Below are 12,128 nucleotides of genomic sequence, written 5' to 3' on the forward strand. Positions count from 1 at the left end.
CTCCATTATTGCCTGTTTTTTTAAGACAATCAATCACTCATGAGTAGAGAAATTCGCGTAAGATTTGCCCCGTCACCTACAGGGCCTTTACATATCGGAGGGGTACGTACTGCCCTTTATAATTACCTTTTTGCAAAAAAGAATCAGGGAAAATTCCTGCTTCGCATAGAAGATACCGATCAGGCTCGCTACGTGGCAGGTGCTGAGGAATATATTCGTGAATCCCTCGAATGGCTCGGGATTACACCTGACGAAAGTCCCTGGAATCCAGGAAATGTAGGGCCTTATCGGCAATCTGAGCGGAAGGCTGATTACATGCAATATGCGCTTGACTTGGTAGAAAAAGGGCATGCATACTACGCTTTTGACACTTCGGAAGAGCTCGAAGCTATGCGCGAGCGACTGACTGCAGCTCGAGTCGTACAGCCTCAATACAACAGTATCACCCGTACACAGATGAAAAACTCCCTGACATTGCCTGAGGATGAGGTGAAGGCAAGATTGGCGTCTGGGGAGCCTTATGTGATTCGAGTTAAAATCCCTCGAAAAGAAGAAGTACGCTTTCATGACCAAATCCGTGGGTGGGTAATGGTTCATACCTCCACTTTGGACGATAAGGTGTTGATGAAGTCTGATGGAATGCCAACCTACCACTTGGCTAATATCGTGGATGATCATCGCATGGGAATTACGCATGTGATTCGTGGAGAGGAATGGTTGCCTTCAGCACCGCTACACGTTTTACTTTACAAGTATTTTGGATGGGAAGATACCATGCCTGAATTTGCCCATTTGCCGCTTTTGCTGAAGCCTGACGGAAATGGAAAACTATCCAAGCGAGACGGTGACCGAATGGGATTCCCTGTTTTTCCACTTGATTGGAAAAACGAGGAGACCGGAGACTCGGCCATGGGATTCCGTGAGCAAGAATACCTACCGGAAGCTTTATTGAATTTCTTGGCCTTCTTGGGCTGGAACCCGGGCGATGAGCGAGAGCTTTTTACCAAGGAGGAATTGGTAGAGGCTTTCAGTATTGAGAGGATTGGGAAAGCCGGTGCCAAATTCGACATAGCCAAGGCTAAATGGTATAATGAACAATACCTCCGGGCTCGTTCAAATGCTGATTTGGCTGACTTTGTCATTGAAGCAGCCAAAAAAGATGAGGTAGAGCTAGACTCAAATAAGGCAGAGGCAATAGTCTCATTGACCAAGGAGCGCGTGACCTTCCCAGGGGAAATGTGGACTCAATGCCGTTTTTTAGTGAATGCTCCCAAAGAATTTGATGAGCAGGTAGCCTCCAAAAAGTGGAATGCAGATGCAGTAGCTGTACTTTCGGCTTATGCTGAGAAGCTTTCGAAATTTGAGGGAACTTATGATAGCGAAGTCGCTAAAACCCTACTCGGAGAGACTGCAGATGAACTGGAAATCAAACTGGGCAAGATTATGCAAGCCGTCCGATTGGCTGTGACAGGTGTCGGGGCAGGCCCGGATTTGATGGAGATATTTGCTATCTTAGGTGCAGGTGAAGTAGCAAACCGCATTCAGTTTGCAATCAAAAACCTTCCCCGTCCAGAATAAGTAGTAAAGCAATGAGCAAGCGAAAAAAGAAAAAACCAGAAGATCCAAAGGTCCATTCTGACCTGAAGGGTTTTAAGATGGAAATAGATCCTTTTGGAGAGATATCTTCTTCTTTTCCGATTGATAAGATCAATGAGTTTTTGAATAAAAATGTTGAAGACAAAAAACTGAAAGATCGGGAAGACTTGGATGATATCAAGCGAGGATCCGATGAAGAGGAATAAAGAGTCTTTCTCAGGTTTGGATGTACTGTTATCGCGATTCAATCAAAATCGGGAGGCGGGCCTCTCCACTGCAGCGGATCGAAATCATGAAAGTCTTATGAGACAGCCTCAAAACCTTAAACAGAATTTTTTCTTTTAATTTCTTCGGAATTATACATGTTTTTTATTTATTAGAGATGCAGTTTAATTCATCCGTTGTTTTTTTAGCAGGAGCATGAGGATTTCTATTTTATTTTTGATTCTTTTTCTACCGCTTTCCTTGGTTTTTGCGCAATCAAGCCGGATACAAGGAGAAGTACTCGATAAAAATACGGGTATGCCTTTGCAGGATATCCATGTTTTTATCCATAATACGACCTATCAGACTTTTTCTGATTCTGTGGGGACGTTTTTGCTAACTAATATCCAAGACGGTCAATGGGAAATTCTCGTAAAAGGGAGTGGGTATATTTCCCAATCTCAAATTATTTCGGCCTCGACCGGAAAAACAAAAAAGCTCGTATTCTCCCTAGAACCTGATCCTTTTGCTGGGGTTACACCTTCTGATTTCTCGAAAGGCAAACTCAAAAAGTTTAAAAATGCGGTGGAGAAAAAGTTTTTGGGTGAGCATCCCAGTGCATTGCAGGTGGAGCTTTTGAATTCTGACCAATTAATTTTTGAAAAACGACCCGGTAAGAAAACACAGGTATCTTCTCTAGGCCCCATTTACTTTTCTAATAGAGAAACCGGCTATTTGGTCACCGTCTACTTCAAGCCCTTTATTTTGGAGGATGAAGAGCCCCAATTGCTTGATTACTCCTACTTTGACCTAGCGGAAGATGGAGGAATAGAAACAAGGCGGAGCAATCGGCTAAGGATCCATCAGCAAAGTCCGACTTATTTACTTTCTCAATTGATGATTGGGGAACTTGCCAGTTTTGGTTCTAATCCCAACCCGGAGGTCTCTTTTTCAGATCAAGAGGGAGAGTATTTATTAAGCTTTGACAAACCTCTGGAAATAGTGGGTGAAGACGGTAGCAGGGGAAGGATGTTTTATGAGGGAGAAAAGCTTCAGGTGAAACTGAATGGCGCACCGACTAATTGGTCAAAATTGCAATGGCGGGGAGAGCTTTTTGAAACTAATCCGATCTATGCAGTTCCTCAAAATTTTAATGCCGATAGGGTTTTTGCTTTGGCAAATTTGGAGAAGAGTGCCAAAACCATGCAAGAGCGGATTTATCTTCACACAGATAGAAGACACTATTGGCCAGGAGAGACAATCCTGTTCAAAGCATACCTTGGCTATACTAATCCTGTTCTTGCTCAAGACTTAAGTAAAGTGTTGCATGTTGAGCTGATCGATACAGTGGGTTTTATTTGGTCACACCAGGTATTTAAGATCACCGATGGCTTTAGCGCCGGCCAAATTTCCCTGCCGGATCTCTCCGAAACGGGTAACTTTTTTGTAAGGGCGTATACGACCTGGAGCTTAAACTATAAGCAAGCCGAGCATATTTTGCCAATTCAGATTCTGGATCATTTTAGCCAGCCTAAAGCTTCATCAGGAGGCTTAGAATCGAAAAACGTAAAGGTCTTCACCGATAAGCAAAGCTATAAGGCAGGAGAAAAAGTCACTTTGAATGTGATGATTGCTTCATATGAAGGAAATCCAATCAATGCAAATTTTTCACTTGCTGTCTTGGATTTAAAGCAAGCGGTGTATGTCCCAGAGAATAGGGGAATAGAAGAGCAGCTAGCAGAAAAAAATCCCAAAGGTGAGATTGAGAATTTCAACTATTCGATAGAGCGGGGTTTTGATCTTGAGGGTGTGTTACAAGACGATGAAGGGAATCCTATTCGAGGTTCTCTCCAAGCTTTTATAAATGGGTACGATGACGAACGAAAAATCAGATCAGAAAAAGATGGCTCTTTTGCTTTTTCATCTTTAGGGTTTGAGGAAGACTTTGAGATTACCCTTAAAGCAACAAGTGTCCTGAATCAGCCAATTCGGAACATAAAGCTCGATCTCAAATCTTATCCAAGTGAGGAGCTTGATTTGACGATGGATTTTCCAGAAGTAGTGTCAAGGGAAATACTTCCTGACAAGGATATTATGCCTATTAAGCCTTTGGCTGAAGGAGAAATACTTCTCGAAGCAGCAGAAGTTGAGGCTAAAAAGGATAAAAATTTTGGTGCCATGATCTATGGAATTCCTGACAATGTTATCGAAAGTGAAGAACTGAATTTAGTGGGCTCAACAGTTCAGTTTATTTATGCCTTGATGGCAAAGGTTCCCGGAATGAAAGTTGTGGGTTCTCCACCAAATATGTCGGTAAGATTCAGAGGAGGAGAACCTTTGATTTTGATAAATGGAACTCCAGCAAACGGCCTTTCAGGAGGTACAATCTCTGGTGGGGCGAGTAGATCCTTCTATAATGTATTGGAAGGGATAAATGTCTTTGCCATTGATCGTGTGGAGGTAATTCGAAGGTTGGTACCTCAGTATGGTGATCAGGGAAGAAATGGCTTAATTTCTATATTTCTAAAAACAGGAGCGGAACTCGCAAAGACCCAAAACAACTTCAATCTCTTTAAATTTGAAGGTTTTCAGCGCTACATGAATTTCAGCAAAGCACAAGAATCAAGAGAGAATTTTCCATTTTTGGGGCCTTTTAAACCCACGCTATTTTGGAGTCCTTCCTTGATTTCAAATGAAAATACCCTTTCGATTCCGGTAGAATTTGATTTGAATGAAACTGCAGGGCCTTTCTTGGTTGAAATCAGAGGGATGACTGACCTTGGTGAACCCATTTACGGGACCTTCGTTTTAAATGAGGATTAATCAGCTGACATTTTCTAATTTGGAGCCTCAATTACTTCCCATTCCTTTGAAGAAACTTATTCTGCTAGTAGCACTCCTGACTACTCAGGTATTTCTAGTATACTCTCAAACAGCCACCGTGACTGGAACGGTCAAAGACGCTGACACGGGTGAGACACTTCCCTTTTGCAATGTTTTTGTCAATAATACCACCATTTCTACTACCTCGGATTTGGATGGGGTATTCACCTTAACCGACCTTGCGCCGGGTTCGCTGGAAGTAGGTTTTTCATTTTTGGGTTACCAAGCCACGACCAAACAGGTCACGCTTAACCCTGGTGGCAAGCTGACCTTGAATGTCTCTTTGGAACCTTTGGAGACAGAGCTCTCGGATGTGGAAATCAAGGCCAAACGGGATAAGGCTTGGGAGCGAGATCTCCGAAAATTTGAAAACCTTTTTCTTGGGAATGATGCCATTGCGGCTAAAACCGAAATATCCAACCCCTGGGTAGTGGACTTTCCTGAATCAGAAGAGCGAAATACTTTTTTGGCAAGTTCCCAGCTGCCTATCGAAATCCTCAATCAATATTTGGGCTATAAAATCACCTTCAATTTGCAGGAGTTCTATGATAATCCAGTTAATTATCGGATTGCGGGAGCAGCAAGATTTGAGGAGCTGGAAGCTGAGTCTGATCAACAGGAGCAGCAATGGGATCAGAATCGTATGGACGTGTATTCCAAATCTCCGCAGAATATGTTCCGAGCCATGATCTCTGGTACTCATGAAAAGGAGGGTTTTTACCTGTATGGAGAGCGGCCGAGTGCGGCAGATTCCCGAAATATGCGTTCGGATATTTTTGCCGATGAATTGGGTAAATCAGTCATTCCTTACAAGCCTGATCAACTGGTGACAGCGGCTGACCGTCCCGGTGAATACTGGATTTATCTCAAGGGAAGAATAGAAATTCACTACGAAAAGGGCTACACAATTGTCAATACTTACAAAGACGCGCCTTATCCCATTTCTTGGATAGAAGTCAACGGAGATCGGGTAAGAGTCCGTGAAAATGGTATGATTCTCAACTCTCAAGACGTAGTGTTTTCCGGTGATATGGATAGAAGACGTGTCGCCTCCATGTTGCCTTTGGACTATGATGCCGAACGCGCTATCCAACTGCGGAATCTAGATAAAACAGCCGCAAACTATCAAGAGCGGGTTTACCTGCACACAGATCGGCCCTACTATCAAGCTGGGGAAGAAGTCTTTTTTCAGGCTTTTATCAATTATGGAAATCCATATCTCAAGAAGCAATTGAGTCAGGTCTTGCATGTGGAGCTGGTGTCTGCCGATCGGGACTTTGTTTTCAGAAAGAAGTATAAAATCTTCAACGGTACAGCTGGGGGGAGCTTTTACATCCCGGATAGTTTAACGGATAATCAGTATTATCTAAGAGCATACACCAACTGGAACCGAAACTATGGTCCAGACCACCTCTTCTTAAAGCCCCTTCCAATCCTACGACCCAATCAAATGCTAGAATCCGGGTCCAAACTAGCCTTGAAATCCAAAAATGTTTTGTTGGAAGCAAATCCGGAGAAAGCTGGACCAAGGGAAAAAATTCAACTGAAAATTAAAACGGTGGATGAGGCTGGTAGGGCACTTTCAGCGCGATTGGCAGTTTCTGTCATTGATCAGGCTCAAGTGGAAAGCTTTCCAGAGATCAAGCCTGCAGAAGAAGCACTGGCTTTGGAGAAAATACCTGACAACATAGGATTGGAGCGTTTCTCATACCCGATAGAGACTAATTTGGAGCAGAGCGGATTGATCTTGGATCAAAAAGGAAAAGGGACTTCGGGGGCTGTTACGGTATTTGTCAATAATTTTGAAGGAATCGTTGAGTTGGAAGCAGATAGAAGCGGTCAATTCAAATTGGAGGGAATGGAATTTTATGGTCCCTTGAGGCTAGCCATTCAAGCCACGGATTCCCGTGGAAGGCCTGTTTCTGAGATTAAATTGGACGAGAACCTGGCTGCGCCTTTGGCAGCCTTTCCATCTGTGAATTGGCCAGAGCTCACGATAGATCCTACCTATCAGTCGATTTCTCAAGAAGAATTGAAGACAGAGGATCTTGAGCTTGTTGAGGTGGAGGATAAATCTTTGGAAGCCTCCAGGGCGATCTATGGAAGAGCAGACTTCGTGGTGACTTCCGACAAACTGATGGCTACGGGCAGCTCGGTGGACCTAGTGAATAGCTTGGCGGGAAATGTGCCAGGAATGCGTGTTACCGTAGCGGGGGCTTCGGGTCAGCAGCAAATCCGGCTTCGTGGAGGCGCTACCTCGGTCTCCGGTTCCATGGAGCCACTCGTCATGGTAGATGGGGCTATTTTGGTGACCGCGCCGGGCGCGACTGCGGCTGATAATCTCCGAAATATCAATCCCAATGATATCGATCGGGTTGAAATCGTCTCAAGGACTGTTTCAATGCTGGGGGATCAGGGGAGAAATGGGGTAATAGCGGTCTATCTTAAGGAAGGTCTAAGTAATCAAGCTAATCCAGTTTTGACTTCTTCGGTTTCAAATTTTGTAATTGAGGGTTACGAGCCTCCCAGAAGCTTTTATCAGGTAGCTTATGAAGGGGGTGAGGAAGTAGATGAGGATCTAAGAAGGACCCTCTATTGGAATGGGAACTTAGTAACCGATGAGTCCGGAGAGGTTGTTTTGAGCTTTTTCACCAATGATTCTGGGGGACCGATGACTGTTGAAATCCGAGGGCTTAGCTTGGACGGAAAGCCGATTTCTGGCACCTTTACGATCAATTCATCCGAAAAATGAAATCGAGCCAGCCTGAAGTTGAAGAGGTTGATGTAGCTTTCATACAACGAGATTCTTGTAAAACTTGCGATTGGCCATAGGCGAAGATTCCATGTGGCCTTGGAAAAACGAATTATAGTACATGAAAAAAATACTCTTGGCTTTTTTGATGCTTTTCTTGGCTTTTGAGGCCTTCCCTCAGACTAGTGTGGGTTTTCGGGCTGGATACACCTCTTCGTCCTACTCCTATCAGCCGGCAGCCAATTTTCGATCACAAAGCACCGAGAGTGTTGTCAGACCTACTTTTGCGCTTGTCGTGGAGCATTTCACCTCTAAGAATGCCGGGATAGAAATGAACCTGCAATGGATCACTTTGGGCTTTCGACAGATCAATGAAAATGCCGTGACCCTTCCTGAAAATCGGACAGAATTTGACTACCTGAAAGTGCCTTTTTTTGCCTCTTTTTATGCGGGTAGATCAGGTAGGTTTCAAATAAAAGTCGGGCCTCACTTGGGTTTTCTAGTTAATGCAAGAGATGTGCAGCGGGAATTCACCAGTGCTGCGACTCCTGAGATCCCTACCTATGGCGGGCCGGAAGATCGACCCAATCGTTTTATGTATGGCTTAAATGCAGGCGCTGGAATTTCTAAGCTTTTTGGGAAAAGCACCCTTGCGGTGGAATTCCGATTTGCCTATGACTTCACTAATCCGGAGGGGCAGGATCGAATTTTTGATATGAATTCCACCAATTTGGAGCTTTCCTTGGCATATCTCTTCCGAGTCAGAGAAAATCCTTAAGAAATCTGTCGCCCGCTGTCATATTTTTCGTAAAGTCTACGATTACAAGATGAAGATGAACCACAGCGAGCTAGAAAATATACTCAAAAACCATCATCGGGAAGCCTATCTCTGGGCCCGTCAATGCTGTGGCTTTGAGGATGAGCTAGCTAAGGATGTCTTGCAGATTTGTTATTTGAAGATTTTGGAGGGTAAGGCACGCCTCCAACAGGTCGAAAAAGTAAAACCCTGGTTATTTTCGGTGATTCGCTTCACAGCTATCGACGAACTCCGAAAGAAAGGAAATTGGGTGGCATTACAAGAAAATTATGATTTGGAGGATGAGCCGACTGAAAATGAAGAGGAGCTGGATTACCAGAAACTACTTATGCAGCTTTCACCCATGCAGCGTGAAGTCATGTTGATGGTCTTTTACCACCAATTGACAATCGCAGAAAGTGCCGATGTCCTTCAAATAAGCCTAGGCTCCGCGCGCACACATTACGATCGCGGAAAAAAGAGGCTGAAAGAATTAATCGTAAAATCTCAAAACTTGGAATATGATGGAAAATGATCAACTGATAGAAAACTTTTTCTCAGACATGAAAAAGCAGGATCAAAATATCCCAATTCCCGAATTTCCGGAGACGAAGGTACGAAGCTTCAATTGGTGGATTCCTATTGGAATCGCGGCCACAGTCCTGCTAGGCGGATTTCTCTTGACACGGCAGGAGCCGGTCGCAGAAGCACCTTCTGAGGTGATTATCATTTCCCTTCAAGAAAATGAAAACGATGAGCAGGAGTTCATAATAGAAGAAAAAGCCTACATCGATGTCTGGGAGTCCAGTACTTCCTCTTTACTTACCGAATTCTAAGCTAAACCAACTATTTATAAACCTATGAAATGCCCATGAGAATTGCTTCTCACACAGGGAAATGCCCCGATACATCGGGGTAGGGCATTCCATCTGACCACTAAAAATCAAATTATAAACAGATGAAACCTTTATTTGTAACCGCCCTTTTCCTGCTTTCGTCCCTGACGATGGCTCAGGACATTTTCAAAAAGAACTTGTACTCAGCTGACCAAATCATGGAAGCCAGGGAAAAGATCAACCTGACAGATGCTCAAGCCACTAAAATCAAAAAAATCCATGCTGATAATGCCGGGGAATTCTCTACGCTCAAATGGGACTTGGATGCTACTAATGCTGAGCTTGAAAAGCTCCTTGAGCAAAGGCCAATAGATCAAACAAAGGTGCTAACAGTACTGGATATGATTCTAAAGTATGAGGCGCAATTGAAGAGAAAGCAACTTAGTACCTTGGTCGCCATCAAAAATGAATTGAATGAAGAACAAATCGAGAAATTGAGTGAAACTACTAGACTCTATGGATTCAGAAGTTCTGGCTCGGGAAGTGCTTCAAGTACACTTGGAGTCTCAAGTCTTCGTTCCGGCCAAAAGGTAGTGATTGGTTATCCTTCCGCTTCTACTTTTTCTACCACTAGCCCATCATCAAAGGTAGATATAGTAGTTGCGGGAAGTAGTAATGGGGATCAGCCGCTATTCGTAATCAAATCTGATGATGGAACCATAGAGAAATCATCCATGGAGCAACTAGATATCAATCCCAATGATATTGAAAGTATCAATGTGCTGAAAGATAAAGGTGCTACCTCATTGTATGGTGAGAAAGGAAAAAATGGCGTAATCATCATCACTTTGAAGAAAGGTGCAAAGGCAAAAATTAAGTAATTGATTATGGTTTAAAATGAAAAAGGAGACTGATTTAGAGTCTCCTTTTTTGGTTTAATTCATTCCCATATAGTCTACTACGAAATAGCTCATCACTCTTAGGCCGAGTATAAAGCCACTTTCATCGATATAGAAATCGGGAGTATGATGTGAGGGAGTTTTGGTTGGGTCGCCACCTTTTTTCATACCTCCCAAAGAGATAAATAGACCAGGTTTCTCTCGCTGATAAAAGCTGAAATCCTCAGCTCCGGTGATCAGCGGATTGGTAAGTACATTGCCATCACCTGCAGCTGCCAAAATGGTTGGACCCATCAACTCTGTTAGCTCAGGATCATTAATTGTTGAGGGATACATTTTTTTGATTCTTACATCTGCTTTCGCCCCGGCACTTTCAGCGATATGAGTGGCTATTTCAGTGATTCGTTTGTGAACCAATGCCTGCTGCTCATCTCCAAAAGTCCGGATGGTTCCGATCATATCGACTTTTTCGGGGATGATATTATGTCTGATGCCTCCGTGGATTGCACCTACTGTCACGATAGCCGGAGCCTCAGTGATATTCACATTCCGAGCGATAATGGTCTGGAATCCATTGATGATTTGGGCAGAGGTAACAATCGGATCCACGCCTGACCAAGGGGAAGCACCATGCGCTTGGGTACCGTGCACGGTGATTTCCAACTCATCTACACCTGCTAGGGCAGGACCGGATCGATAGCCGATTTTTCCCACTTCCATTTGTGATCCGATGTGCAAGCCAAATACGGCATCCACGTCCTCCATGACTCCTTCTTCGACCATTTGCTTTGCTCCCCAAGAGTCAACCCCGGGTTCGTTTATTCCTTCCTCAGCGGGTTGGAAAAGGAATTTGACATTTCCTGCAAGGTCATCTTTCATCCCTGCTAGGATTTCTGCTACGCCCATCAGGATAGCCACGTGGGTGTCATGGCCACAGGCATGCATGACGCCAGTTTCCTGACCATTGTAGGTAGCAGTCACGGTGGATTTGAAAGGTAAGTCTACCCGCTCAGTCACGGGTAGTGCATCCATGTCCGCCCGAAGCGCCACCGTTGGACCTGGTTTTCCTCCTCGAAGGACTCCGACTACGCCGGTCACTGCTACTTCTTCTGTGACCTCGATACCAAGACTACGGAGGTGATCTGCAACTTTCTTAGCAGTTCTAAATTCCTGGTTTCCTAATTCTGGATTTTGGTGAATATCCCGCCTCCATTCGATGACCTTATCTTCGATTTCAGCTGCTCTTTGGTCTATATCAGATCTGAGTTTGGACTGGGAAAATGCCATTCCGCTAATCAAAAACAGAACAATGGTTAATTTATTCATTATAAAATTTGGTTGATGGTTTGAGAGCAAGTTATTTATTTCAAAGCAATTTTGTTTAGCACTATGAAAAATTCCCTTTTCATCGAACCAAAAGCCCAAAATCTGTTTTACTCTTATCTAAACAAATTGAATCATGGATATTAAAAATAAAGTCGCAGTAGTCACAGGAGTCAGTAAAGGAATTGGACTGGAAGTCGTTAAGATTTTACTGGAAAAAGGAGTAATCGTCTCGGGCTGGGGCAGAAACGAGCCCGAACTAGATCATGAGAATTTTCATTTTTTCAAATGCGATGTGGCTCAAGAGCCCTCAGTGGATGCTGCTTTCCGCACTACCGTTGAAAAGCTGGGTCAGGATATCCGAATTTTGATTAATAATGCCGGGTTTGGAATAGCAGGACCTACCGAGACGTTTTCTTCTGAGGATTGGAAAGCGATGTTTGATACCAATGTCCATGGAATATTCTATACCACTAAGCGCTTGATTCCCGCAATGAAACAAGCCGACGAAGGCCATATCATCAATGTAGCTTCGATTGCCGGCTTGAACGGTGTCAATCAATTTGCCGGATACGTAGGCACCAAGCATGCCGTCCGAGGGATCTCCCATTCCTTGTATATGGAATTGCGGGACTTCGGTATCAAGGTGTCTACCATCTATCCGGGGTCAGTGCAGACCAATTTCTTTGACGAAATACCCGGAATGAATGCCCACGAAAATATGATGCGTCCGGTGGATGTGGCTACGACCATCGTGCAGACGCTAGAGACGCACCCGAATTACTTTGTAGCGGATGTGGAGTGCAGACCGCTTCGGCCCAAAGGAAAGAAATAAGTAA

10 protein-coding genes are annotated in these 12,128 nt (G+C 44.0%); 9 read left to right on the plus strand and 1 reads right to left on the minus strand.

Features of this window, described 5'->3' with window-relative positions; translation table 11 throughout:
* The first annotated feature begins 39 nt into the window (after positions 1-39).
* The 8 genes from gltX (at position 40) to G457_RS0119055 (ending at position 9,948) form a co-directional block, all read left to right on the plus strand.
* Complete coding sequence (gene gltX / locus G457_RS0119020) at positions 40-1,578, plus strand: glutamate--tRNA ligase (protein ID WP_026947869.1); 1,539 nt, start codon at positions 40-42, stop codon at positions 1,576-1,578.
* A gap of 11 nt (positions 1,579-1,589) precedes the next feature.
* Entirely contained in the window at positions 1,590-1,802 is a 213-nt protein-coding gene (locus tag G457_RS0119025; protein ID WP_024284501.1) for a hypothetical protein, read from the plus strand.
* A 214-nt stretch (positions 1,803-2,016) separates the two neighbouring features.
* Entirely contained in the window at positions 2,017-4,623 is a 2,607-nt protein-coding gene (locus tag G457_RS0119030; RefSeq protein ID WP_026947871.1) for a carboxypeptidase-like regulatory domain-containing protein, read from the plus strand.
* Positions 4,613-7,435 (plus strand): carboxypeptidase-like regulatory domain-containing protein, encoded by a 2,823-nt coding sequence (locus G457_RS21980; protein ID WP_051260920.1) that lies wholly within the window; start codon positions 4,613-4,615, stop codon positions 7,433-7,435. Before G457_RS0119030 ends, G457_RS21980 begins: the two co-directional genes overlap by 11 nt.
* A 121-nt stretch (positions 7,436-7,556) precedes the next feature.
* Positions 7,557-8,213 (plus strand): outer membrane beta-barrel protein, encoded by a 657-nt coding sequence (locus tag G457_RS0119040; RefSeq protein WP_026947872.1) that lies wholly within the window; start codon positions 7,557-7,559, stop codon positions 8,211-8,213.
* Positions 8,214-8,262: 49 nt separating this feature from the next.
* The gene (locus G457_RS0119045; RefSeq protein WP_248602883.1) at positions 8,263-8,766 is read left to right on the plus strand and encodes an RNA polymerase sigma factor; all 504 of its coding nucleotides are present in this window, start codon (positions 8,263-8,265) and stop codon (positions 8,764-8,766) included.
* The gene (locus G457_RS0119050) at positions 8,753-9,067 is read left to right on the plus strand and encodes a hypothetical protein (RefSeq protein ID WP_026947874.1); all 315 of its coding nucleotides are present in this window, start codon (positions 8,753-8,755) and stop codon (positions 9,065-9,067) included. The genes G457_RS0119045 and G457_RS0119050 overlap by 14 nt, the downstream gene beginning before the upstream one ends.
* 122 nt (positions 9,068-9,189) lie before the next feature.
* A complete protein-coding gene (locus G457_RS0119055) occupies positions 9,190-9,948 on the plus strand; it encodes a Spy/CpxP family protein refolding chaperone (protein ID WP_026947875.1) in 759 nt (252 codons plus the stop codon).
* Positions 9,949-10,002: 54 nt separating this feature from the next.
* Here G457_RS0119055 and G457_RS0119060 read toward each other — a convergent pair whose 3' ends face one another.
* A complete protein-coding gene (locus G457_RS0119060; protein ID WP_026947876.1) occupies positions 10,003-11,292 on the minus strand; it encodes an amidohydrolase in 1,290 nt (429 codons plus the stop codon).
* Between the two features lie 133 nt (positions 11,293-11,425).
* On the opposite strand from G457_RS0119060, the gene G457_RS0119065 reads away from it, so the two are divergent.
* Positions 11,426-12,124 carry an SDR family oxidoreductase gene (locus G457_RS0119065; protein ID WP_026947877.1) on the plus strand — a complete coding sequence of 233 codons (699 nt, stop codon included), beginning with the start codon at positions 11,426-11,428 and terminating at the stop codon, positions 12,122-12,124.
* Positions 12,125-12,128 lie beyond the last annotated feature (4 nt).

Origin of the sequence: Algoriphagus marincola DSM 16067, assembly GCF_000429405.1 — a bacterium.
Taxonomy (GTDB): domain Bacteria; phylum Bacteroidota; class Bacteroidia; order Cytophagales; family Cyclobacteriaceae; genus Algoriphagus; species Algoriphagus marincola.

Bases quoted from the DNA above. Each gene is read 5' to 3' on its own strand.
- gltX (WP_026947869.1), top strand. From the start codon at position 40: ATGAGTAGAGAAATTCGCGTAAGATTTGCCCCGTCACCTACAGGGCCT.
- G457_RS0119025 (WP_024284501.1), top strand. From the start codon at position 1,590: ATGAGCAAGCGAAAAAAGAAAAAACCAGAAGATCCAAAGGTCCATTCT.
- G457_RS0119030 (WP_026947871.1), top strand. From the start codon at position 2,017: ATGAGGATTTCTATTTTATTTTTGATTCTTTTTCTACCGCTTTCCTTG.
- G457_RS21980 (WP_051260920.1), top strand. From the start codon at position 4,613: ATGAGGATTAATCAGCTGACATTTTCTAATTTGGAGCCTCAATTACTT.
- G457_RS0119040 (WP_026947872.1), top strand. From the start codon at position 7,557: ATGAAAAAAATACTCTTGGCTTTTTTGATGCTTTTCTTGGCTTTTGAG.
- G457_RS0119045 (WP_248602883.1), top strand. From the start codon at position 8,263: ATGAAGATGAACCACAGCGAGCTAGAAAATATACTCAAAAACCATCAT.
- G457_RS0119050 (WP_026947874.1), top strand. From the start codon at position 8,753: ATGATGGAAAATGATCAACTGATAGAAAACTTTTTCTCAGACATGAAA.
- G457_RS0119055 (WP_026947875.1), top strand. From the start codon at position 9,190: ATGAAACCTTTATTTGTAACCGCCCTTTTCCTGCTTTCGTCCCTGACG.
- G457_RS0119060 (WP_026947876.1), bottom strand. From the start codon at position 11,292: ATGAATAAATTAACCATTGTTCTGTTTTTGATTAGCGGAATGGCATTT.
- G457_RS0119065 (WP_026947877.1), top strand. From the start codon at position 11,426: ATGGATATTAAAAATAAAGTCGCAGTAGTCACAGGAGTCAGTAAAGGA.